Raw genomic sequence first — 23307 nt, forward strand, 5'->3', positions numbered from 1 at the left:
ACGCAGCAAGGAGCCGCGGCATGAACTACCAGCCCACCCCCGAGGACAGGTTCACCTTCGGCCTGTGGACCGTCGGCTGGCAGGGAAGGGACCCGTTCGGTGACGCCACCCGCCGCGCCCTCGACCCGGTCGAGACGGTGCGGCGCCTGGCGGAGCTCGGCGCCCACGGAGTGACCTTCCACGACGACGACCTGATCCCCTTCGGCTCCTCGGACACCGAGCGCGAGTCGCACGTCAAGCGGTTCCGCCAGGCCCTGGACGCCACCGGGATGACCGTCCCCATGGCCACCACGAACCTCTTCACGCACCCCGTCTTCAAGGACGGCGCGTTCACCGCCAACGACCGCGACGTGCGCCGCTACGCCCTGCGCAAGACGATCCGCAACATCGACCTGGCGGCCGAACTGGGCGCGCGGACGTACGTCGCCTGGGGCGGCCGCGAGGGCGCCGAGTCCGGAGCCGCGAAGGACGTACGCGCCGCCCTGGACCGGATGAAGGAGGCCTTCGACCTCCTCGGCGAGTACGTCACCTCACAGGGCTACGACCTGAGGTTCGCCATCGAGCCCAAGCCGAACGAGCCCCGCGGCGACATCCTGCTGCCCACCGTCGGGCACGCGCTGGCCTTCATCGAGCGCCTGGAGCGGCCCGAGCTGTACGGCGTCAACCCGGAGGTCGGCCACGAGCAGATGGCCGGGCTGAACTTCCCGCACGGCATCGCGCAGGCCCTGTGGGCGGGCAAGCTCTTCCACATCGACCTCAACGGCCAGTCCGGGATCAAGTACGACCAGGACCTGCGGTTCGGCGCGGGTGACCTGCGGGCCGCCTTCTGGCTCGTCGATCTCCTGGAGAGCGCCGGCTACGACGGGCCGCGCCACTTCGACTTCAAGCCGCCGCGGACCGAGGACCTCGACGGCGTGTGGGCGTCGGCGGCGGGCTGCATGCGCAACTACCTCATCCTCAAGGAGCGGGCGGCCGCCTTCCGCGCCGACCCGGAGGTCCAGGAGGCGCTCCGCGCGTCGCGCCTGGACGAACTGGCCCGGCCGACCGCGGCCGACGGCCTGCAGGCGCTGCTCGCCGACCGCGCGGCCTTCGAGGACTTCGACGTCGAGGCGGCCGCCGCGCGCGGGATGGCCTTCGAACGTCTCGACCAGCTGGCCATGGACCACCTGCTGGGCGCGCGCGGCTGACCGGAGAAAGGGCCGGGGCGGGCGCAGAGGGGCCGGGGTGAGTGGCAGCGTCTCACCCCGGCCCTCCTGCCGGCCCCGAGGCCGGTGTCACCGCTTCCCGGGCAGCCGCACGTACGTCACGGTCGTCCTGACCCCGCTGTCGACCAGCCGGCCCTGGGCGTCGAACGCGCCCGTCCCGTCGGTCATCCCGAAGTCGTTGTCGTTGACGAGCGCGAGCGTGTCGTCGTCCACGCGCGCGATGCCCTCGATCTTCCCGGGCACCCCGGCGACCTCGCCCAGGTCCACCACGAGCCGCTTGGACAGCACCGGCACGCCCGCGGCCGCCGGGTCGCCCAGCTGCTCCAGCGAGGGCGACGTCGTGTCGTCGTCCCACGGGCCGCCGAGGATGTCGGACGTCTTCCGCAGCCTGACCAGCTGCAGCCGGGCCGCCTTGTCGGTGCGCTCCTCGACCAGCAGCCGGTCGCGGCCGACCGCCACCACCGACGAGATCTTCAGCTCGGAGGGGTCGTCCTCGCCCGGGTCGACCACGCCCACCGGGTCGAAACGGTAGGCGTACTCGGCCGTGACGGCCTTCAGCCGCGGTGAGAAGCGCAGCAGTCGCGTGGTGCGCGAGGCGTCCCCCGCGTCCGCGTCCGGCAGCGAGAGCGGGCTCTGCAGAGCCATCACCAGGTCTCCGCCGGGAAGCAGCGCCAGCCCCTCGAAGCCCCGGTTCGTCTTCCGGTGCAGCAGGATGGCCGGCAGCGCCTCCACCACCGGGTAGTCCGCACCGGTCAGACCGAGCCCCTTGGGCACGTAGCGGGCGAGGACCCTCCCGCGCGCGGAGACGTGCACCAGGGACGGCCCGTACTCGTCCACGAGCCAGAAACTGCCGTCCCCGGCCCGGACGATGCCCTCGGTGTCCAGGCCGTCCGGATCGTAGGAGAGCGGCGTGCTCGCGTCGTAGGTGTACGGCGCCTCGTCCCGGCCCTGCTGGTTCGGCAGTCCGGTGACGGCCTTCCCGGACGAGGTGGTCAGCGGTATGGCGTCGACGACCTCGACCCTGTCACCGGAGACCCGGATCCGCACGATCGCGGGGTCGAAACCGGGCACCGGGAAGGTGCGCCGCTTCTTGCCGCCGACCTTGATCTGACCGTTGGGGCCGCGGTCGGTCACCGTCCAGTACTCGTCCTTGCGGCCCGCCGGGTAGACATCGCTGCCGATGCCGCCCAGCTTCACCCCGCGGTCGTCGGCCACGCTGCCGGGCAGCAGCGCGTTGCTGAACGCGCCGAGCGGGATCTCGCCGAGGGTCGCCGTGCGGACGACGCGGGCGTTCCCGGACGGCGCCGCCGTGGCCGTCCCCGCGGCCACGAGGACGGCGGCCAGGGCCAGCGGCAGGCCGGTGGCGACGGAACGGTGGACGCTGCGCCGGCCGGCGGCATGCGGGGACATCGGGCCTCCTGGGAGCAAGGTCGTTGGCTGCGGCCACCTTCGGGCCCCCGCGGGAACGCCCGCCGACCTCGCGGTGAACGGCCGGCGACCGCGGCTGATCGGATCGTGCCGGCTCCGTGGGGACCGGATCGTGCCGGCCCTGTGAGGACCGGATGTCGGAGGTCTTCCCGCTCGGTCGTCCTGGGCCGTGCCGAGGGCCGGGGCCGTCGCGGGATGAGGGCCCGCCCCGCCTGCCGGCGCCCGGCGACCTGCCTCGTCGCGGTACGGCGATCAGCGGCCCTCGCGGTCGAGCCGCAGCTGAACGCCCGCGCCCCGGACGGTCCACCGGCTGCCGCCGCGGTGGAACTCCGGCCGCTCGTCCGCCTTCCCGGCCGCTTTCCCTGTCGGGAGCCACCGCGAGATTCTCCTGCGAGGAGAGGCTCCTAGGGGGCGGCTCTCAGGGATGTCTCAGGGGCGGCGCGTGGAACCGCGGGGAGCGGGAGGCCGTTCTCAGATCAGAGAGCGGCAGTGGCCGCGGAGGAGGCGACGCTCATGTCGATGAACGCGAAGATCGCCGCAGGTGGCGTGGCGGTCGGGCTGATCCTGCTGATATGGCTGCCCTGGTGGGTGGCGTTCCTGATCGTCGTGGGCGTCCCGGTGGCCGCGTACCTCGCCCTGGACCCCTCGCAGCGGCGCAGGCTGCGCCGGGTCACCCGCAAGGAGCTCGGCCGCTGAGGCCCCGGCGCACGGCGCGGGACCGGTCGGCGAGGCACCGGCGCGGGCCGGCCGAGCCGTCGGGGGCCGCACGGCCACCCGCGGCACGGCTCCACGAGCGGCACGGGAGGCGCCGCCCGGCCGCCCCGGCTCACAGCGGCCGTACGGCCATCTTGTCGAGCGCCTCCAGCAGTCCCGGCAGCTCCGGACCCCGGCCCACCGGCAGGACCTCACCGGGCTCCTCGTCGAGCAGGACGAACGCGATGTCGTCGGTGCGGGCCACGATCGACCAGCCGGGGCCGTCGGCGCGCAGGGTCCGGGCCTCACCCGGGGCGAAAGACGAGCGCACCCGGCCCAGCGGCGGCGGGGAGTCGACATAGGCGCGGGCCTCCGAGAGCACCCGGCGGACACCGGCGTGCCCGCCGGACGCGGCACCCCCGGTCTCCGGCGCGGACTGCACGGCCTTCGGCTCTTCGCCCGGTGCGGTGAACGCGGCGTCGTCGATCTGCTCCCGCCAGGCGGCCCACTGCAAAGCGATCTCGTCGGCGCCCAGACGGCGCTGGGCGGGCCCCCAGGAGCCGGTGTCCGGCGGGCTGAGCGCCGGCCGGCCCGCCTCCTCGGGAGCGGGATCGTGCGGTGCGGGCACGCCGGGTGCCGCGACGGCGACGGCCAGGGGCCACCCCGGCAGGGCGGCCACGACCGCGCGCTCGTCCGGCGACAGCTCGTACTCCATGCCGCAGTCCCAGGAGGCGATCGCCACGGCGACCAGCGAGACGTCGTCGATGACGACCGTCCAGCGAGCGCCCACCCCGTCCTGGCCCAGCACCAGGCCGTACCCGTCGGCGCGCGGGGCGAGGTCCAGCGCCGCGCACGCCTCCGGGTAGTCGTCACCCAACACGCTCGGAAACTGCGCCGGCGTCAGCAGCACCGCCGTCAGCACGTACAGCGCATCGTCCGCGGCGGCGACGGCCTCATCGTCCGTCCCAGCCATCCCTGCCTCCCCAGTGGTCGTCCATCGGCGCGCACCCTAGTGCGAGCGGAAGCCGCTTGTCACGACTCCCCACACCACGCGGAGCTGCAGGTTTCCGCCTGGACAGGGGCGAAACGGGCCACAACTGGAGAGGACTGTTCCGCTCAGGCCGCGGGCAGCCCGAGGAGGTCGCGGGCCACGGCGTCCGGGGACGCGTCCCGCTCGCGGGCCAGCGCGACCACGGCCCGGCAGGCCAGCTCGCTCACCCCGAAGGACAGCGCCTCCGGCGACACCCAGGCCGCCGCCTCCTCGATCCGGTCCTGGTCGTCCTGCGCGCGGGCCGCCACATAGACGGCCGCCGCTTCGAACAAGTTGTGCGCGCGCCGGTCCCGTGTGCTCTCCGGCCGCGCGGGCGTGGACGTGCGGAACCTGCCTGCGTACCTGCGGATCATGTCGAACACACAGACCACCTCTCCCCGGACGGGCGCCGAAGCGATCGCCCATCTCCTGACCCACAACGTAGAGTTGGACATCCGGCGGCATAAGGGGGACGACGCGGTGAAGCGGTTCGAGCGGCTGGAGCGGATCCGCCGGCTGGACCCGGTGGCGGACGCGCTGGAGATCTACCGGATCAGTGTGGCGTACGAGTTCCCCTGGGACTACACCCGAGCACTCGAACTGGCCCTGTACCGCACCTACGCGGTGCCCAGCATCGGACGGCTGCTCGCGCGGACGGCGGAGCTGACCGAGCGGACGCAGAAGCGGTACGACGACACGGTGCTGCTCCTCGACACCATCGTGGAACACGGCTTCACCGCCCAGGAGGGGCGCACGGCGGTCCGCCGCATCAACCAGATGCACCGCAGCTACGACATCAGCGACGACGACATGCGGTACGTGCTGAGTACGTTCGTGGTGATGCCCCGGCGCTGGATCGACGCCTACGGCTGGCGGCGGCTGTCCCGGCACGAGATCGTCGCCACCACCGAGTACTACCGCACCCTCGGCCGGCACATGGGCATTCCGGACATTCCCCGCACGTACGAGGAGTTCGAGGCCCTTCTCGACGCCTACGAGGAAGCCCACTTCGGCTGGGACGAGGAGGCCCGGCGGGTCTCCGACGCCACCCTCGGGCTGATGGCGTCCTGGTATCCGCGCCCGCTGGCGCCCCTGCTGCGCACGGCGACGCTCGCCCTGCTCGACGAGCCGCTGCTGCGCGCCTTCCGCTACCGGAGACCCGGTGCGGCCGCCTCCGCGCTGGTGCGCCGCGCCGTACGGACGCGCGGGCGGGTGGTCCGGCTGCTGCCGCCGCGCCGCAGCCCCCACTTCTCGCGTCAGAACTGGGAGGTCAAGGGCTACCCGGACGGCTACCGCGTGGCCGACCTGGGCACCCGGCCGGTCCCCGGGCTGCGCGGCTGCCCGGTGCGGCACCGGGACACCTCGGCGGCCGACCCCGTCGAGTGACGCCAGGACCGGCCGTCGAGCGGGTCTTCTTCCAGGACGAGCGCAGCAGCGAGCTCGCGGGGCCGGGAAGGTCCGGAAGCCGCCGGGGTGCGTGTGGCGACGGTGCCCGGCGCCGGGCGCAACGTCATGTTCGACAACCCGCGCGCCTTCGCGGCGGCCGTCGCCGGGACGCGCTGACCCGTCCGGCGCCGTCAGCCCTCGCGCACCGCGAGCGCGAGGAAACGGGCGTCCTCGTCGACGTACGACGTCATGCGCCATCCGGAGCGGGCCAGGAGTGGCCGGAGGTGGGGCTCGGCCCGCAGGTCGTCGGGGGTGATCCGGCGGCCCTGACGGGCGGCCAGCGCCGCGCGGCCGACGGGATGGAAGAGCGCGAGCGTGCCGCCCGGCCGTACGCCACGGGCGAGTTCCCGCAGGTTGTCCACCGGGTGCGGCAGGTGGGCGATCAGGCCGGCGGCGAACACGGCGTCCAGGCAGCCCGAGCGCAGCGGCAGCGCGGCGACGTCCGCGAGCAGCAGCCGCCCGTGACGGTCCCTGCCCGCCCCCGCGGCGGCCCGGAGCATCGCCGGGGTCAGATCGGCGCCCAGCACCACTCCCGAGGGCCCCACGGCGGCCCGCAGGGGCGGCAGGGCGCGCCCCGTGCCACAGCCGGCGTCCAGCACACGGTCCCCCCTGCGTAGGCGCAGGTCGGCCACGGCGGCCGCGTAGGCCGGGCCGTCGTCCGGGAACCGGCTGTCCCAGTCGGCGGCACGGGCGGTGAAGAACTCCTGGACGTGTGTGTGGTCGTCGCTCATGGTTCGCATGATTCCTCATCATCAGGAGGGATGTCTCTGCGCGCATGTTCGAGCGGGAGGCGATCGTTCCATCGCAACTGTGCGCCATATTCCGACACTTTTCGAAATGCGCCCCCTTTGTGCGCCCCTGCCCCCGCTAGCGTCCCGGGGCCATGGGACACCTGGACCACGCCGCCTTCGGCTGGCTGACACCCGTGCTGTCGTACGTGATGGCCTGTATAGGCGGCGCGCTCGGACTGCGCTGCACCGTCCAAGCGCTCGTCACCACCGGCCGCTCGCGCCGCAACTGGCTCGTCACCGCGGCGGCCGCCATCGGGACGGGCATCTGGACCATGCACTTCGTGGCCATGCTCGGTTTCCGCGTCAGCGGCAGCGACATCCGCTACGACGTGCCGCTGACCATCATCAGCCTTCTCGTCGCCATGGCCGTCGTCTGCGCCGGCGTCTTCGTCGTCGGCCACAGCCGCGACCGCAACCGCGCCCTCCTCCTCGGCGGACTCACCACCGGACTGGGCGTCGCCAGCATGCACTACCTGGGCATGGCGGCGGTCCGGCTGCACGGCGACGTCAGGTACGACCCCGTCCTCGTCGGGCTTTCGGTCCTGATCGCCGTGGTCGCGGCGACCGCTGCCCTGTGGGCCGGACTCAACATCAAGTCACCGCTGGCGGTCACCGGCGCCTCCCTCGTCATGGGAGCGGCCGTCACCAGCATGCACTACACCGGGATGTTCGCGGTGAGCGTGCGTGTGGACCCCTCCGGCGACGCCCTGCCCGGGGCCACGGCGATGCAGTTCATCTTCCCCCTCGCCGTCGGCCTCGGGTCCTTCCTGTTCATCACCTCGGCCTTCGTCGCCCTCTCGCCCACCGCCGACGAGCGCGAGGCCTCCGCCTTGGCCCAGCGGGCCGTCGAGGGCGTCGCCCGCTAGCGGACCCGGCCCGAACGCACCGACCCCGTCCCGAGCGAGGAGGCCATGCGCCCACCCCGTAGCCCCGAGAAAGCCGCCGCCCCGGCACCGCGCCCGCGTGGACGCCGCGCGCACGCCGGACCGCCCGCCGACGAGGGCGCCACCCGCCCGCCCGGCACCCAGCCCGCTCCGGCACGCGCGCGGGGAGGCCGCCGGCACCTGCGCCCGCGGACCGTGCGCGCCAAAGTGGTCAGCCTCCTGATGGTGCCCGTCGTCTCGCTCCTCGCCCTCTGGGCGTACGCCACCGTCACCACCGCCCAGGACGTCGCCCGGCTGCGCCAGTCCCAGCGGGTCGACGCCGAACTGCGCGCCCCGGTGGCCGCCGCCGTCACCGCGCTGCAGGCCGAACGCACCGCGGCCGTGCGCTACGCCACGGACCCGCGCGCCGGGAACGGCGGCGACCTCGAAGACCTCGCCGCCCGCACCGACCGGGCCGTGGCCACGCTTCGGCTCGGTGCGCACAGCACCGTCGCCGACAGCCAGGAACTGCCCGCAGTCGTCTCCCGGCGCCTCGACGCCTTCGTCACCGGCGCGGAGCGCCTGCGCACACTGCGGAGGGCCGTACGAGACCACGGGACGGGCTGGGAAGAGACGTACACGCGCTACACGACGGCCATCGGCGCGGCCTTCGCCGTCGACGGTGCCCTCACCGGCGTCCAGCAGGCCGACGTCGCCTCCGACGCGCGCGTGCTGCTCGAATTCTCCCGGGCCGCCGAGGCGCTGGCCCAGGAGGACGCCCTGCTGGGCAGCGCACGGACCGGCGGCGCCCTGGAGGGCAAACGGCTACGGCTGTTCAGCGCCGCCGTCGCCGCCCGCCGTGCACTCACCGGGACCGCCGTCGCCGATCTGCCCGCCGCCCAGCGCACCGCCTGGCAGGACCTGGCGCGCAGCCGTGCGCACACCGCCCTGAACGCGGCCGAGGACAGGCTGCTCACCGCCGGGCCGGGCGCCAGACCGGCCGACGAGGCACCGCGGGCCGCCTGGAGTGCCGCCCACGCGCGCGTGCAGGACGGCATGCGCAGCATCGCGACGGCCACGGGCCGTGCCGTCGCCGGCCGTGCCGACCCGGTCGCCCGCGGCCTGCTCAGCCCGGCGGGCGCCGCCGTGGTCCTCGGGCTCGCCGCCGTCGCGGCCTCCCTCGTCATCTCCGTCCGCATCGGGCGGGCGCTCGTGGTCGAACTCGTGACCCTGCGCAACGACGCACTGGAGATCGCCCGCCGCAAACTCCCCGAAGCGATGCGGAAACTGCGTGCGGGCGAGGAGATCGACATCCGGGCCGAGGCGCCCGCCGGGCCGCCCGCCGAGGACGAGACGGGTCAGGTCGCGGAAGCCCTGACCACCGTGCACCGCGCCGCGCTCCGCGCCGCCGTGGAGCGCGCCGAACTCGCCAGCGGCATCTCGGGAGTCTTCGTCAACCTGGCCCGCCGCAGCCAGGTCCTGGTCCATCGCCAGCTCAGCCTCCTGGACAGCATGGAGCGGCGCTCCGACGACCCCGACGAGCTGAGCGACCTGTTCCGCCTGGACCACCTCACCACCCGGATGCGACGGCATGCCGAGAGCCTGATCATCCTGTCCGGTGCCGCGCCCGGCCGGGCCTGGCGCATGCCGGTGTCCCTGACCAACGTCGTACGCGCCGCCGTCTCGGAGGTCGAGGACTACGCGCGCGTGGAGGTGCGACAGTTCCCAGAGGCCCACGTCATCGGGGCGGCGGTCGCCGACCTCACCCATCTGCTCGCCGAACTCGTCGAGAACGCCGCGCAGTTCTCACCGCCCCACACGCGTGTGCGCGTCACCGGCGAACCCGTCGGCAACGGCTACGTCCTGGAGATCGAGGACCGGGGACTCGGCATGGGTGCCGAGACCCTCGACCAGGCCAACCGGCGCATCGAGCAGTCCGAGGCGCTCGACCTCTTCGACAGCGACCGTCTGGGCCTCTTCGTGGTCAGCAGGCTCGCCTCCCGGCACGACGTCAAGGTGCACCTGCGCACCTCCCCGTACGGCGGCACCACCGCCGTGGTCCTGCTGCCGACCGCCCTGCTGCACAGCGGTGTGCGGGAACGGTCCTCTCACGAGGAGGGACAAGTCCTTCCCGGCCAGGAACGCGTCTACGCGCGCGTGCCCGGCGCGGTTTCGCCGCAGGAGGCCGCCGTCGCCGCACAGCCGGACCGGCCCGCCCTGGCGGCCACCGCACCCGGCGCGCACGGCACCGCCCGCCCGGCCGGCCCGCACAGCACCGGCCCGGCTGCCGCTCCCGGCAGCACACGGCCCCTGCCCGGGCCGGAGGGCCCGGCCGCCGACGGCGCCGGGCACGAACCCCCGCCCCCCGGCGTCACCACCCTGCGGCTGCACCGCCCGCCGGACGACTCCGAGTCCTCCGAGGACCTCCCGCGCCGGGTGCGCCAGGCGAACCTCGTCCCCCAACTGCGCCACCAGCGCTCCGAAGAGCCGGCTCCGCAGCCCGCCCGTGACGACCGGCGCACCCCCGAACTCGTACGGGACCGCATGACGGCGTACCGCGACGGCTGGACGCGCGGTGGTGGCCGGCAGCCCGGCCGCGGCGCCGCTCCGAGACCCGCAACGGGCAGTCACAGCGAAGGAGACCCCGCATGATCCAGGACCCGAACACCGGCCGGCGGTCCGGCGAGCTGGACTGGCTGCTCGACGATCTGGTGATGCGCGTGCGCGAGGTACGGCACGCCGTCGTGCTGTCCAACGACGGCCTGGCGGTCGGCGCCTCGACCGACCTCGCGCGGGAGGACGCCGAACACCTCGCCGCCGTGGCCTCCGGCTTCAACAGCCTCGCCAAGGGCGCGGGACGGCACTTCGGAGCGGGCGGGGTGCGCCAGACCATGGTCGAGATGGACGACGCGTTCCTCTTCGTGGCCGCTGCCGGCGACGGCTCCTGCCTCGCCCTGCTCACGGCGGTCACCGCCGACATCGGTCTGGTTGCCTACGAGATGGCCCGCCTGGTCAAACGCGTCGGCGAGCACCTGTACACGCCGCCGCGCCTGGCGGCGCAGCCACCCGCCGCCGGATGACCGGAAAGGCCGCACGATGACCGACAACCCGACCGGCGGACCCCGCGAGCCGGGCAGCCAGTGGTACGACGGCGAGGCAGGGCCGCTGGTCCGCCCGTACGCCATGACGGGTGGCCGCACCCAGCCGGGGCCCACCGGTGTCCGCTTCGATCTCATCGCGCTCGTCACCCTCGACCTCACCGCACCGGCACTCGACGACGACACCGCGCTCGGGCCCGAACACCGGACCCTGATCGACTTGTGCCGCCCGGAGACGCAGTCCGTCGCCGAACTCGCCGCGGACGCGGACCTTCCGGTCGGCGTGGTCAGGGTGCTCCTCGGGGACCTCCTGGAGCTCGGCTGCGTGACGATCAGCCGGCCCGTGCCGCCTGCGAGCCTGCCCGACGAACGGATCCTGCGCGAGGTCATCGCGGGACTGCGAGCGCTGTAGATGCACGTTCGGACACCGCCGTACGCCTCGCCACGTCCGCATCCGTACGCCTGGCCGCGTCCCGGTCCGTCTGAAGCGGGCACGTTGCGACACGGATCAGGCGCGAGTCGGTCACATCAGGTGGACTTCGCTCCTATCGCCCCGATGCCCGCCCCCGTTGTCATCATGCTGCCTTCACCACCGGAGCACGCGGACGCCGGCCGTGGCCGGCCCTCCCGAGAGAAGTGATCATGGTCTCCGAGCACTCCGACACCGCCGGCGACACCTCCGCCCTGGCGCTGAAGATACTCGTCGCCGGCGGCTTCGGCGTCGGCAAGACGACCCTGGTGGGAGCCGTCAGCGAGATCCGGCCGCTGCGCACCGAGGAACTCCTGAGCGAGGCCGGGCAGCTGGTGGACGACACCGACGGCGTGGACCAGAAGGTCACCACCACCGTGGCCATGGACTTCGGCCGCATCACGATCCGCTCCGGCCTGTCGTTGTACCTCTTCGGCACGCCGGGACAGGACCGCTTCTGGTTCCTGTGGGACGAACTGGCCCAGGGAGCCCTCGGTGCCGTGGTCCTCGCGGACACCCGGCGGCTGGAGGACTGCTTCCCCGCCGTCGACTACTTCGAGCACCGGCGCATCCCGTTCGTGGTGGCCGTCAACTGCTTCGCCGGAACCCGCGGTTACGGCGCCCACGACGTCTCCCGGGCGCTCGACCTCGACCACGGCACACCTGTGGTGCTGTGCGACGCGCGCGACCGCGACTCCGGCAAGGAAGTGCTGATCCGGCTGGTCGAGTACGCCGGACGGATGCACACCGCCCGGCTCCTGGACTCGGTCGGATGAGCCCGGCGCTCAGGCCGCCAGGTCCCGCACCGCCACCACGTTGTCGATCCTGACGCGCACCAGGAGTTCACCCGGTACGCCGTTGCGGGCCCCGTACTCCTCGGCGCGGTCCTCGCCCATGTACCGGGCGGCGATCCGGGTGGCCCACCGACGCACCTCGGCCAAGTCCTCCGACAGCCGGGCGCGACCGTTCAGCACCACGAAGTGGAACGGTGGGCGGTCGTCGTCCACGCACAGCGCCACCCGGCCGTCACGGGCCAGATTCCGCCCCTTCACCGTGTCCTTGCCGGTGTTGAACACCAGCTCGTCCCCGTCCAGGAGGAACCAGATCGGAGCCACATGCGGGCTCCCGTCGGCGCGGACGGTGGACAGCTTGCCGGTGCGGGTGCCGTCCGAGACGAACGCCCGCCATTCCTCATCGGTCATCTTCTCTGCCATGGGCCCATCCTGCTTGCCCGCACGCCGGTCGTGGGGAAGGCTGGCGGGAGTTCCTCCAGCCAGGGGGAGGCGTCACACGGGGAGACGGACATGGCACAGAACCAGGGTCTCGACTGGCTCCTGGACGATCTGACCGAGCGGGTGGACCACGTACGGCACGCACTGGTCCTGTCGAACGACGGGCTGGTCACCGCGGCGAGCACGGGCCTACGCCGCGAGGACGCCGAGCATCTGGCCGCCGTGGCCTCCGGGCTGCACAGCCTGGCCAAGGGCTCGGGGCGCCACTTCGGCGCCGGCCGGGTGCGCCAGACGATGATCGAGTACGACGACGCCGTGCTGTTCGTGACCGCGGCCGGCACCGGCAGTTGTCTGTGCGTGCTCAGCGGCGCGGAGGCCGACATCGGACAGATCGCCTACGAGATGACCCTGCTCGTCAACCGGGTCGGCGAACACCTCGGCGTCGACGCCAGGCAACCCGAGCGGACTCAGGAACCGGACGCCTGACCAGCGTCTTTTCCTCTCTCCGTGGAGTTATCCACAGGCTTGCCACGAGGTGCGACGATCCGGATACGGTGAGTGCACGGCGAACGCACCGGGCGTGCGCCACGGACTCCACGGGGGAGTACGGCCATGTTGGCACGCACTTTTGACTCACCCAGCCCCAGCCCCAGCGCCTGCGCGCCGAGCCGCGCCGCTCGCGAACTGGGACTCAAGCGCAGCGAGTTCGACCTCGCCGTGCAGCTCGGCCGCATCCGCACCGTGCCCGACGAGAGCGGGGGAGGGGGCCGGCTCGTGGAGCGCGCGGAGATCGACCGCCTCCGCGCCAAGGACGACTTCCCCGCATCCCTCCGCCACCGGCTGCAGGTCGTGGGCACGGCGGAGGGCGCGGCCCTCATGCACATCCCGGCGGGCCGCTTCAGCCGGCTCGCCCGCCTGGGGCTGCTCGTGCCCGTCACGTTCTACCTCAACCGCTACCGAGCCGTGGTCTGGCTCTATCTGGCGGAAGAACTGACCCAGTTCGCGGTGGGCCCGGAGAACGCGCGCCTGCTCAAGGGGCGTACGCCCGAGACACTGCGCGGCCAGCTGGCGGCCGGAGTGGACCTGCGGGCACGCAACTGGCGCGGACGCCACCTCGGATTCCTGCTGCGGCAGGCCGAGGACCCGTGGGCGCGCGCCGGGGCCGTGGCCGCCCTGCTGGCGCCCGTCGAGATCGCCGACGTCGTCAGGGACCCGTACGAGCGTGCCTGCCTGAACCGGTTCCGGCCCGCCCCGCCCGGTCACGGCCTTCCCGGGTCGCCCTCCGCGCACCTCGCCGAGCGGATCACGACGGCGCAGGACGCGGACGAGATCGGCTGGCTGCGCAGCGAACTGGCGCGCTCGGTCGAAGAGGCCCGCGAGGCCTCGCCCGCCCCACGCCCGGCCGTCCGCCGCTTGCCGCCGACGCCCCGCCCCGCCGCACGGCCCATCCCGCCCATGGCACGGACGGTCACCCGGCGCGTGGAAGAACGGACGGTCGTCCGGCCGGCAGGAGGGACGACGAGGCCCCCGGAACCCGTACCCAGCCTCGGGGAGCCGACGGCCAGGGACACCCAGTTGCCTCTGCGGACCTTGGAGTCGTGGGTGCGGCCCGCGGAGTTCACCGGCCGACCGGCGGTGCAACCCCTTCCCCGGGGCCCGGAGCCGGCGCAGGCCGCTCCGCCGCGGTCGTCCCGTGGTCTGCGGGCCTGGTTGCGACGGAGAGGCCCCCGCCCGGCACGGCCGGCGCGGGTCTGAACGCCCGCGCCGACGGCGGCCTTAGCCACCGGCTGCTACACGGCCCTGAACAGGCCCTCCTGCACGACCGACACGAGCAGTCGCCCCTGCAGGTCGTAGATGCGTCCGCGAGCCAGCCCGCGCCCGCCCGTCGCGATCGGCGACTCCTGGTCGTACAGGAACCACTCGTCCGCGCGGAACGGCCGGTGGAACCACATGGCGTGGTCCAGCGAGGCCATGTCGAAGTTCCGCGGCCCCCACAGGGGTTCCACCGGGATGCGTACCGCGTCCAGGAGAGTCATGTCGCTGGCGTAGGTCAGCGCGCAGGTGTGGACCAGCGGATCGTCACCGAGCGGTCCGACCGCGCGCATCCACACGGCGCTGCGCGGCTCGGCACCCTCGATCTCCTCGGCGTTCCAGCGCAGCCGGTCGACGTACCGGATGTCGAACGGCTGGCGGCGCGCCATGCGCTCCAACTGCTCCGGCAGCGCACCCAGGTGTTTGCGGATCTCCTCGGTGACCGTCGGCAGCGCCTCGGGGTCCGGCACCTCGCGGGCCGGCGGCAACTGGTGCTCGAACGGTCCTTCCTCAGGCTTGTGAAAGGAGGCGGTCAGATTGAAGATCGTGCGGCCCTGCTGCACGGCCGTGACCCGGCGCGTCGTGAAGGAGCGCCCGTCGCGGACCCGTTCCACCTGGTACACGATCGGCACGCCCGGGCGGCCTGGGCGCAGGAAGTACGCGTGCAGCGAGTGCACCGGGCGTTCACCGTCCGTGGTCCGGCCGGCGGCAACCAGCGCCTGGCCGGCCACCTGGCCGCCGAACACCCGCTGCAGGGACTCCTGCGGACTGCGGCCACGGAAGATGTTGACCTCGATCTGCTCCAGGTCGAGCAGGTCGACCAGTCTCTCGGCCGGATTCGTCATCGGTGGGATTCTCATTCTCCTCGGCTCGGCACGGACCGCGAACTGCTCACAGCTGGCCGACATCGGTGACGCGGACCACGGCGCGGCCCTCGGCGTCGGAGGCCGCGAGGTCGATCTCCGCGCTGATGCCCCAGTCGTGGTCGCCGTTCGGGTCGTCGAAGATCTGGCGGACCCGCCAGAGTCCGTTTTCCGGCTCCTCCTTGATGACCAGCAGCTTGGGGCCGCGGGCGTCGGGGCCGGTGCCGAGGTCCTCGTACTCGTCCCAGTATTTGTCCATCGCCTCGCCCCAGGCCTCGGCGTCCCAGCCGGAATCGGCGTCCATCTCGCCGAGTTCCCGGACGTGGTCGAGCGCGGCCAGTTCCACCCGGCGGAACATGGCGTTGCGGACGAGGACGCGGAAGGCGCGGGCGTTGGTGGTGACCGGCTTGACCTCGTCGGCCTTCTCCTGGGCCTCCTCGGCGGTCATCTCCTCCGGGTTGGCGAGCTGCTCCCACTCGTCCAGCAGGCTGGAGTCCACCTGGCGGACCATCTCGCCCAGCCACTCGATCAGGTCCTGCAGGTCCTCGGACTTCAGGTCGTCCGGGATGGTGTGGTCCAGGGTCTTGTAGGCGCTGGCGAGGTAGCGCAGCACGATGCCCTCGGTGCGGGCCAGTTCGTAGAAGGACACCAGTTCCGTGAAGGACATCGCCCGCTCGTACATGTCCCGGATCACCGACTTCGGCGACAGCGGGTGGTCGCCGACCCACGGGTGGCTCTTGCGGTAGGTGTTGTACGCGTGGAAGAGCAGCTCCTCCAGCGGCTTCGGGTACGTGATGTCCTGGAGGCGCTCCATGCGCTCCTCGTACTCGACGCCGTCGGCCTTCATCGCGGCCACGGCCTCGCCGCGGGCCTTGTTCTGCTGGGCGACGAGGATCTGCCGCGGGTCGTCCAGGGTGGACTCGACGACGGAGACCATGTCGAGGGCGTAGGACGGCGACTCGGGGTCGAGGAGTTCGAACGCGGCGAGGGCGAACGTGGACAGCGGCTGGTTCAGCGCGAAGTCCTGCTGGAGGTCGACCGTGAGCCGGACGATGCGGCCCTCGGCGTCCGGCTTGTCGAGCTTCTCCACGATCCCGCCGTCGAGCAGGGAGCGGTAGATCGCGATCGCCCGGCGGATGTGCCGCAGCTGCTGCCTGCGCGGCTCGTGGTTGTCCTCAAGGAGGTGCCGCATCGCCTTGAACGCGTTGCCCGGGCGGGCGATCACCGACAGCAGCATCGTGTGCGTCACCCGGAACCGCGAGGTCAGCGGCTCCGGCTCCGATTCGATCAGCTTCTGGAAGGTGTTCTCCGTCCAGCCGACGAAGCCCTCCGGCGCCTTCTTGCGCACCACCTTGCGGCGCTTCTTGGGATCGTCGCCCGCCTTCGCCAGCGCCTTCTCGTTCTCGATGACGTGCTCCGGCGCCTGCGCGACGACCAGGCCCGCGGTGTCGAAACCGGCCCGCCCGGCCCGGCCCGCGATCTGGTGGAACTCCCGGGCCCGCAGGGTGCGCACCCGGCTGCCGTCGTACTTGGTGAGGGCTGTGAACAGCACTGTGCGAATGGGCACGTTGACGCCCACACCGAGCGTGTCGGTGCCGCAGATGACCTTCAGCAGACCGGCCTGGGCGAGCTTCTCCACCAGACGCCGGTACTTGGGCAGCATGCCGGCGTGGTGCACACCGATGCCGTGCCGCACGTAACGCGAGAGGTTCCGGCCGAACTTGGTGGTGAAGCGGAAGTTGCCGATCAACTCGGCGATCCGTTCCTTCTCCTCCCGCGTGCACATGTTGATGCTCATGAGCGCCTGCGCCCGCTCCACGGCCTGCGCCTGCGTGAAGTGCACGATGTACACCGGGGCCTGCTTGCTCTCCAGCAGGTCGGTGAGCGTCTCGGTGAGCGGGGTCAGCTGGTACTCGTAGGAGAGGGGCACCGGGCGGGTCGCCGAGCGGACCACCGCGGTGGGGCGGCCGGTGCGGCGGGTGAGGTCCTTCTCGAAGAACGACACATCGCCCAAAGTGGCCGACATCAGGATGAACTGTGCCTGGGGAAGCTCCAGCAGCGGGATCTGCCAGGCCCAGCCGCGGTCGCCCTCGGCGTAGAAGTGGAACTCGTCCATGACGACCTGGCCGACGTCCGCGTGCTTGCCGTCGCGCAGCGCGATCGACGCCAGCACCTCGGCGGTGCAGCAGATCACGGGCGCGTCGGCGTTCACGGAGGCGTCACCGGTGAGCATGCCGACGTTCTCGGTGCCGAAGAGCTTGCACAGCTCGAAGAACTTCTCCGACACCAGGGCCTTGATCGGCGCCGTGTAGAAAGTGACCTCGTCCCGCGCCAGCGCGGCGAAGTGGGCGCCCGCGGCGATCATGCTCTTGCCCGAGCCCGTGGGCGTCGAGACGATCACGTTCGCCCCGGAGACCACCTCGATCAGCGCCTCCTCCTGGTGGGGATAGAGGGTGAGACCGCGCTCCTGCGCCCACGACTCGAAGGCTTCGTACAGGGCGTCGGGGTCGGCGGTCGGCGGCAGCTGATCGATGAGGGTCACGCCACCATCTTGCCTGGCCTTGGGCCCGAGCGGGGAATCGGCTGCGGGTGCGAAGATCACGGCCGCTACGCTGTGTCGCCGACGCGGCGTCAGTGCACCGGATCAACTGGACAGCTGCACATGAGGAATGGGGCGGGAAGCGGCCATGATGGGACCAGCACACTCACTGTCGGGGGCCGCGGCCTGGCTGGGCGTCGGAGCCGCCGCCGCCGCGGCCGGGCACCCGATGCCCTGGCCGGTCCTCCTCGCCGGGGCGCTGATCTGCGCCGGAGCCGCGCTTGCCCCGGACCTCGATCACAAGGCGGCCACGATCTCCCGGGCCTTCGGGCCGGTCTCCCGCTGGATCTGCGAGATCGTGGACAAGCTGTCGTACGCCGTCTACAAGGCGACCAGGAAGCAGGGCGACCCGCGCCGCTCCGGTGGTCACCGTACGTTGACGCACACCTGGCTGTGGGCGGTCCTGATCGGCGCCGGCTGTTCCGTGGGGGCGATCACCGGGGGCCGGTGGGCGGTGCTGGGGATCCTGTTCGTGCACATGGTGCTCGCGATCGAGGGTCTGCTGTGGCGGGCGGCACGTGGTTCCAGCAGCGATGTCCTGGTCTGGCTGCTGGCGGCGACCAGCGCGTGGATCCTGGCGGGAGTGCTGGACAAGCCGGGCAACGGCTCCGACTGGCTGTTCACCGCGCCGGGGCAGGATTACCTGTGGCTGGGGCTGCCAGTGGTGCTGGGTGCGCTGGTCCACGACATCGGGGACGCGCTGACCGTGTCCGGCTGCCCGATCCTGTGGCCGATCCCCGTGGGGCGCAAGCGCTGGTACCCGCTGGGGCCGCCGAAGGCGATGCGGTTCCGGGCGGGCAGCTGGGTCGAGCTGAGGGTGCTCATGCCGGTGTTCATGCTGCTCGGGGGAGTGGGCTGCGCCGCGGCGCTCAACGTGATCTGAGGAAGCCGCCGGGATCAGGTCGCCTCACCGGCGTCCGCCGCGCCGTACCGGCGCTCGAAGCGGGCGATACGGCCCTCGGTGTCGACCGTGCGGGCCTTGCCCGTGTAGAAGGGGTGGCTCTCCGAGGAGATCTCCACGTCGATCACCGGGTAGGTCTGTCCGTCGTCCCAGTCGATGGTCTGCTCGCTCTGCGCGGTGGAGCGGGTCAGGAAGGCGTAGCCGGCGGCGCGGTCGCGGAAGACGACCGGGTGGTAGTCGGGGTGCTGGTCCTGCTGCATGGCGGCTCCTCGTGCGGGGCGGTCGGGACGGGCGGATCCGCGGGGTCCGGCTCAGCCGGAGAGGGTGTCCTCGTCGACGATGTGCATCGCGGCTTCCTCGGCGGAGGCGGCGGCACCGTCGATACCGACGTCGGTGGCGACCAAAGCGGCCTCCTCGTCCTCGTGCACGCCCTCGTCAGGGGCCACCAGCCGGCCGGAGCGGGAGTCGCCGACCTCGTTGTCGAGGAGTTCCCCGTCGGTGCCTTCGCAATCGCCGATCCCGTCGCCGTCGGGCGCGGCGAGGTCCGGCATCTCCTCGGCGAGCCGCTGGTCGAGGGTCTCGCCGGCCTGGCGTTCGGCCGCCGTCACACCGGTGTGTTCGACCGCCCACGGCCGCTCGGGAGGGGACCAGCCGCGGTCGAGGGGGTCGGCGACGCCGTCGAAATCCAGAGTGTCCTCGACGTCGAGCACCCCCGAGTCCTCCCGGATCTCCGCGGGATCGGGCTGGTAGACGTCGTCCCCCCAACCGTCGGCGCTGTCCACGACTACCTCCAGGTGGTGAGGACGGCCGGGTGCCGCCCCAGCGGACGGCGGGCCGTCGGCACGCAGGGCGCGGGGTCACCCGCCGCGAACCTCCTGGTTCCCGGATGCACCCCGGGCTGGTGCCGCTTTCCAGCCTTCCACCCCTGCTCGGCACCGCGCAACGGCACGGGTTCCGGCGCAGCGGCACACCCGGCAGCGGACGGGCGTGCTCCCTACCGCTTCGGCGCCCGAAGAGGCCGGTCTGCTCACGGCCCGGGTCCCCGTCCGGCGGAGCGGGGCGGCACCTGCGGCCGTGGGCCTGTGCGGCCTCCTGCGCCTCAGCCGGCCGAGACGCCCCCCGACGCAGGCTGCACCTCGCACGCCCGGCCAGCGCGGCCGCCCTCGCCGGCACCAAGCTCCCGGCCGGCACCAAGCCCCCAGCCGGTACCGGCGGCCTCTCACGCGCTACCGGCCTCTCACCCGGCCCCCGCCGAGCCGACCTCACCCGTGCCAGGACCGCCACAGCGCCGCGTACGCGCCCTCGGCGGCGACCAGGTCGTCGTGGCTGCCCAGCTCGCTGATGCGGCCGTTCTCCACGACGGCGATCACGTCGGCGTCATGGGCGGTGTGCAGACGGTGTGCGATGGCGACGACGGTGCGACCGTCGAGGACCCGGGCCAGGGAGCGTTCCAGATGGCGGGCCGCCCGGGGGTCGAGCAGCGAGGTCGCCTCGTCCAGGACCAGCGTGTGCGGGTCGGCCAGCACCAGCCGGGCCAGCGCGATCTGCTGGGCCTGCGCCGGGGTGAGCGCCAGGCCGCCGGAGCCCACCTCGGTGTCCAGGCCGTCGTCCAGCGCCCGCGCCCACTCGTCCGCGTCGACCGCGCCGAGCGCCGCCCACAGCTCGGCGTCCGTGGCGCCGGTGCGGGCCAGCAGGAGGTTGTCGCGCAGGGAGCCCACGAAGACGTGGTGCTCCTGGTTGACGAGGGCGACGTGCGAGCGGACGCGTTCCGCGGGCATCCGGGACAGCTCGGCCCCGCCCAGGGTGACCCGGCCGTCCCGGGGCGCGTAGATCCCGGCGAGCAGCCGGCCCAGGGTGGACTTGCCCGCGCCGGACGGGCCGACCAGGGCGAGCCGGGTGCCGGGTGCGACCTCCAGCGAGACCTTGCGGAGCACGTCGACGCCCTCGCGGTAGCCGAAGTGCACCCGGTCGGCGTGCACGACCCGTCCCTCCGGGGCCACCGAGGCGTCCCCGGCGTCCGGCTCGATGTCCCGGACGCCGACCAGGCGGCCCAGCGACACCTGGGCCACCTGCACCTCGTCGTACCAGCGCAGGATGAGGTTGACCGGGTCGACCAGCATCTGTGCGATGAGCGCGCCGGTGGTCAGCTGGCCCACTCCGATCCAGCCGTGCAGGACGAACACACCGCCGACCATCAGGACCGAACCGAGCACGAGGAGGTGGACGGTATTGATCACCGGGAAGAGCACGGAGCGGAGCCAGAGGGTGTAGCGCTCCCACGCGACCCACTGCGAGATCCTCTGCTCGGACAGGGCCACGCGGCGGGCGCCGAGGCGGTGCGCCTCGATGGTGTGGCCCGCGTCCACGGTCTCGGCGAGCGCGGCGGCGACGGCGGCGTATCCGGCGGCCTCCGAGCGGTAGCCGGACGGCGCCCGCTTGAAGTACCAGCGGCAGCCGATCACCAGGACCGGCACGGCGAGCAGTACGGCCGCGGCCAGCGGCGGGGCCGTCACGACCAGGCCGCCGAGCAGCAACAAGGCCCACACGAAGCCGATGGCCAGCTGCGGCACGGCCTCGCGCATGGCGTTCGCCAGGCGGTCGATGTCGGTGGTGATGCGGGAGAGCAGGTCGCCGGTGCCCGCCCGCTCCAGCACGCCCGGCGGCAGCCCGACGGACCGGACGAGGAAGTCCTCGCGCAGGTCGGCCAGCATCCGCTCGCCGAGCATCGCGCCCCGCAGCCGTACCTGCCGGACGAACGCGGCCTGCACGACCAGGGCGAGCACGAACAGCGCGGCGGTCGGGCCCAGGTGCAGCTGTGCGGACTTGTCCGTCACCCGCTCGACCAGACCGCCGAGCAGGTACGGGCCCACCATGGAGGCGATCACGGCCACCGTGTTGACGGTGATGAGCAGCAGGAAGGCCCGCCGGTGCCGGCGGAACAGCTCGGTGACGTAGGCGCGCACGGTCGCGGCGGCGCCGACGGGCAGGGTGGTGGCGGTCGTCGGGGCCGCCGGGTCGTACGCCGGTGGCGCTACGCCGATCATGCGCTCTCCTCGATCTCTTCCAGTTCCTGGAGCGCGTCCAGCAGGATGCCCTCGTCGGCCGCGGACAGTTCCTCGTCTGTCTCCCGGGTCACCACGGCCCGGTACCGCGGTTCGCTGTCGACCAGTTCGCGGTGGACACCGACCGCCACGACCTCGCCCTCGTGCACCAGGGCGACCCGGTCCGCGCGGTCGAGCAGCAGCGGGGAGGAGGTGAACACCACCGTCGTCCGCCCCGACCGCAGCCGGCGCAGCCCGTCCGCGATCCGGGCCTCGGTGTGCGAGTCGACCGCGGAGGTCGGCTCGTCCAGCACCAGCACCTCCGGGTCGGTGAGCAGTGACCTGGCCAGGGCGAGCCGCTGGCGCTGGCCGCCGGACAGGGACCGCCCGCGCTCGGTGATACGGGCGTCCATCGGGTCGGCGGCGTCCAGCGAACCCTGCACGAGCGCGTCCAGCACGTCCTCGCACTGTGCCGCAGCCAGCGCGTCCGCGGCCGGCACGGCTCCGGAGGCCGGGACGTCGAGCAGGTCGCGCAGGGTGCCGGAGAGGAGCACCGGGTCCTTGTCCTGGACGAGCACGGCGGTCCGGGCGCTGTCGAGGGGGAGTTCGTCCAGGGGGACTCCGCCGAGCAGCGCCGACCGGCCCGGTTCCGCGGGGTGGCCGCCCAGCCGCTCGGCCAGCCGGCCCGCCGCGTCCGGGTCGCCGCACACCACGGCGGTGAACCGGCCGGCGGGAGCGAGCAGACCGGTCGCGGGGTCGTACAGGTCGCCGCCCGGCACCTCGGCCGCGCGGCTGCCGTCGGTGGCCGTGGACCGTTCCAGCGCCAGCACCCGGGCGGCGCGGCGGGCCGAGGGGCGGGAGAAGGAGTACGCCATGGCGATCTCCTCGAAGTGCCGCAGCGGGTAGTTCAGGATCATGACCGCGCTGTAGACCGTGACCAGTTCGCCGACCGTGATCCGGCCCTGGCGGGCCAGGTCGATGCCGTGCCAGACGACGGCGATCAGCAGCAGCCCGGGCAGCAGTACCTGGACGGCGGAGATCAGCGACCACATGCGGGCGCTGCGCACGGCGGCGTGCCGTACCTCCTGGGAGGCCCGGCGGTAGCGGTCCAGGAACAGCTCCTCGCCGCCGATGCCGCGCAGCACCCGCAGTCCGGCGACGGTGTCCGAGGCCAGCTCGGTGGCCCGGCCGGCCTTCTCCCGCTGCACGTCGGCGCGGCGCGTCGCCCGGGGCAGCAGCGGCAGGACCGCGAGGGCCACGACGGGCAGGCCGACGGCGACGATCACGCCGAGCGCGGGCTGGTACACGACCAGGCCGACGCAGACGGCCACGACCGTCAGCGCGGCGGCGGAGAAGCGGGAGACGGCCTCGACGAACCAGCCGATCTTCTCGACGTCGCCGGTGGAGACGGCCACCACCTCACCGGCGGCCACCCGCCGGGTCAGGGCGGATCCGAGCTGGGCGGCCTTGCGTGCCAGCAGTTGCTGGACACGGGCGGCGGCGGTGATCCAGTTGGTGATGGCGGCCCGGTGCAGGAAGGTGTCGCCGAGCGCGATGCCCAGACCGCAGACCAGCATCAGACCACCCGTCAGGGCGAGCCTCCTGCCGGAGCGGTCGATGGCCGCCTGCACGGCGAGACCGACGCAGAAGGGCAGGGCGGAGACGGAGACGAAGTGCAGCAGACCCCAGGCGAGCGACCTCAGCTGCCCGCCCAGCTGGTTGCGCCAGAGCCACCACAGGAATCGAGGACCCGAACGCGTGTCCGGCACGCCCGGGTCGGGATACGGAAGGTCTTGAATCTGCATGACGTCCCAGGGGCTCGTGTCAGGGGGGGCA

22 protein-coding genes are annotated in these 23307 nt (G+C 72.9%); 11 read left to right on the top strand and 11 right to left on the bottom strand.

Annotated features, from left to right (window positions below):
- The first annotated feature begins 20 nt into the window (after positions 1-20).
- Positions 21-1187 (top strand): xylose isomerase, encoded by a 1167-nt coding sequence (gene xylA, locus IG05_RS0106930; protein WP_030340123.1) that lies wholly within the window; start codon positions 21-23, stop codon positions 1185-1187.
- A gap of 87 nt (positions 1188-1274) precedes the next feature.
- Here the strand turns inward: xylA and IG05_RS0106935 are convergent, their stop codons facing one another.
- Positions 1275-2615 (bottom strand): esterase-like activity of phytase family protein, encoded by a 1341-nt coding sequence (locus tag IG05_RS0106935; RefSeq protein WP_030340124.1) that lies wholly within the window; start codon positions 2613-2615, stop codon positions 1275-1277.
- A 531-nt stretch (positions 2616-3146) separates the two neighbouring features.
- On the opposite strand from IG05_RS0106935, the gene IG05_RS0106940 reads away from it, so the two are divergent.
- Complete coding sequence (locus IG05_RS0106940; RefSeq protein ID WP_030340126.1) at positions 3147-3329, top strand: hypothetical protein; 183 nt, start codon at positions 3147-3149, stop codon at positions 3327-3329.
- Between the two features lie 130 nt (positions 3330-3459).
- On the opposite strand, the gene IG05_RS0106945 is transcribed toward IG05_RS0106940, so the two are convergent.
- Together IG05_RS0106945 and IG05_RS0106950 are read right to left on the bottom strand one after the other, a co-directional pair.
- On the bottom strand, positions 3460-4299 hold the full coding sequence (locus IG05_RS0106945; protein ID WP_030340128.1) for a hypothetical protein: 840 nt from the start codon (positions 4297-4299) through the stop codon (positions 3460-3462).
- 143 nt (positions 4300-4442) lie between these two features.
- Positions 4443-4739: a hypothetical protein gene (locus IG05_RS0106950; RefSeq protein ID WP_030340130.1), complete on the bottom strand. Its 297-nt coding sequence runs from the start codon at positions 4737-4739 to the stop codon at positions 4443-4445.
- Between the two features lie 97 nt (positions 4740-4836).
- On the opposite strand from IG05_RS0106950, the gene IG05_RS0106955 reads away from it, so the two are divergent.
- Positions 4837-5742 carry an oxygenase MpaB family protein gene (locus IG05_RS0106955; RefSeq protein WP_030340132.1) on the top strand — a complete coding sequence of 302 codons (906 nt, stop codon included), beginning with the start codon at positions 4837-4839 and terminating at the stop codon, positions 5740-5742.
- Between the two features lie 191 nt (positions 5743-5933).
- Here IG05_RS0106955 and IG05_RS0106965 read toward each other — a convergent pair whose 3' ends face one another.
- Positions 5934-6533 carry a class I SAM-dependent methyltransferase gene (locus IG05_RS0106965; protein WP_030340133.1) on the bottom strand — a complete coding sequence of 200 codons (600 nt, stop codon included), beginning with the start codon at positions 6531-6533 and terminating at the stop codon, positions 5934-5936.
- A 152-nt stretch (positions 6534-6685) separates the two neighbouring features.
- On the opposite strand from IG05_RS0106965, the gene IG05_RS0106970 reads away from it, so the two are divergent.
- From IG05_RS0106970 to IG05_RS0106990, 5 genes are all read left to right on the top strand, one after another.
- Positions 6686-7459: an MHYT domain-containing protein gene (locus IG05_RS0106970; protein ID WP_030340135.1), complete on the top strand. Its 774-nt coding sequence runs from the start codon at positions 6686-6688 to the stop codon at positions 7457-7459.
- 45 nt (positions 7460-7504) lie between these two features.
- Positions 7505-10108 carry a nitrate- and nitrite sensing domain-containing protein gene (locus tag IG05_RS0106975; RefSeq protein WP_030340137.1) on the top strand — a complete coding sequence of 868 codons (2604 nt, stop codon included), beginning with the start codon at positions 7505-7507 and terminating at the stop codon, positions 10106-10108.
- Positions 10105-10536, top strand: a complete 432-nt coding sequence (locus IG05_RS0106980) for a roadblock/LC7 domain-containing protein (RefSeq protein ID WP_030340139.1) — start codon at positions 10105-10107, stop codon at positions 10534-10536. The genes IG05_RS0106975 and IG05_RS0106980 overlap by 4 nt, the downstream gene beginning before the upstream one ends.
- 16 nt (positions 10537-10552) lie before the next feature.
- Positions 10553-10966: a DUF742 domain-containing protein gene (locus IG05_RS0106985; protein ID WP_030340141.1), complete on the top strand. Its 414-nt coding sequence runs from the start codon at positions 10553-10555 to the stop codon at positions 10964-10966.
- A 230-nt stretch (positions 10967-11196) separates the two neighbouring features.
- Positions 11197-11799: a GTP-binding protein gene (locus tag IG05_RS0106990; RefSeq protein WP_030340142.1), complete on the top strand. Its 603-nt coding sequence runs from the start codon at positions 11197-11199 to the stop codon at positions 11797-11799.
- Between the two features lie 9 nt (positions 11800-11808).
- Here IG05_RS0106990 and IG05_RS0106995 read toward each other — a convergent pair whose 3' ends face one another.
- On the bottom strand, positions 11809-12237 hold the full coding sequence (locus tag IG05_RS0106995; protein ID WP_030340144.1) for a PPOX class F420-dependent oxidoreductase: 429 nt from the start codon (positions 12235-12237) through the stop codon (positions 11809-11811).
- Positions 12238-12327: 90 nt separating this feature from the next.
- Here IG05_RS0106995 and IG05_RS0107000 point away from each other — a divergent pair, with 90 nt between their 5' ends.
- Both IG05_RS0107000 and IG05_RS0107005 read left to right on the top strand, forming a co-directional pair.
- Positions 12328-12741: a roadblock/LC7 domain-containing protein gene (locus tag IG05_RS0107000; protein WP_030340146.1), complete on the top strand. Its 414-nt coding sequence runs from the start codon at positions 12328-12330 to the stop codon at positions 12739-12741.
- Between the two features lie 126 nt (positions 12742-12867).
- A complete protein-coding gene (locus IG05_RS0107005; RefSeq protein ID WP_234335777.1) occupies positions 12868-14010 on the top strand; it encodes a DUF6397 family protein in 1143 nt (380 codons plus the stop codon).
- Positions 14011-14045: 35 nt separating this feature from the next.
- Here IG05_RS0107005 and IG05_RS0107010 read toward each other — a convergent pair whose 3' ends face one another.
- On the bottom strand, positions 14046-14912 hold the full coding sequence (locus tag IG05_RS0107010; protein WP_030340148.1) for an acyl-CoA thioesterase: 867 nt from the start codon (positions 14910-14912) through the stop codon (positions 14046-14048).
- A gap of 46 nt (positions 14913-14958) precedes the next feature.
- Entirely contained in the window at positions 14959-17472 is a 2514-nt protein-coding gene (locus IG05_RS0107015) for a DEAD/DEAH box helicase (RefSeq protein WP_030340149.1), read from the bottom strand.
- Positions 17473-17617: 145 nt separating this feature from the next.
- On the opposite strand from IG05_RS0107015, the gene IG05_RS0107020 reads away from it, so the two are divergent.
- Positions 17618-18412, top strand: a complete 795-nt coding sequence (locus IG05_RS0107020) for a metal-dependent hydrolase (RefSeq protein ID WP_030340150.1) — start codon at positions 17618-17620, stop codon at positions 18410-18412.
- A gap of 14 nt (positions 18413-18426) precedes the next feature.
- On the opposite strand, the gene IG05_RS0107025 is transcribed toward IG05_RS0107020, so the two are convergent.
- The 4 genes from IG05_RS0107025 to IG05_RS0107040 all read right to left on the bottom strand — a co-directional run bounded on the left by IG05_RS0107025 (position 18427) and on the right by IG05_RS0107040 (position 23276).
- Entirely contained in the window at positions 18427-18690 is a 264-nt protein-coding gene (locus tag IG05_RS0107025; RefSeq protein ID WP_030340151.1) for a type B 50S ribosomal protein L31, read from the bottom strand.
- Between the two features lie 51 nt (positions 18691-18741).
- Positions 18742-19212 (bottom strand): DUF5709 domain-containing protein, encoded by a 471-nt coding sequence (locus IG05_RS0107030; RefSeq protein WP_030340152.1) that lies wholly within the window; start codon positions 19210-19212, stop codon positions 18742-18744.
- A gap of 480 nt (positions 19213-19692) precedes the next feature.
- A complete protein-coding gene (locus IG05_RS0107035) occupies positions 19693-21474 on the bottom strand; it encodes an ABC transporter ATP-binding protein (protein ID WP_030340153.1) in 1782 nt (593 codons plus the stop codon).
- A complete protein-coding gene (locus IG05_RS0107040) occupies positions 21471-23276 on the bottom strand; it encodes an ABC transporter transmembrane domain-containing protein (protein ID WP_030340155.1) in 1806 nt (601 codons plus the stop codon). Before IG05_RS0107040 ends, IG05_RS0107035 begins: the two co-directional genes overlap by 4 nt.
- Positions 23277-23307 lie beyond the last annotated feature (31 nt).

It is taken from the genome of Streptomyces sp. NRRL S-1022 (assembly GCF_000720135.1).
Classification (GTDB): Bacteria; Actinomycetota; Actinomycetes; order Streptomycetales; family Streptomycetaceae; genus Streptomyces.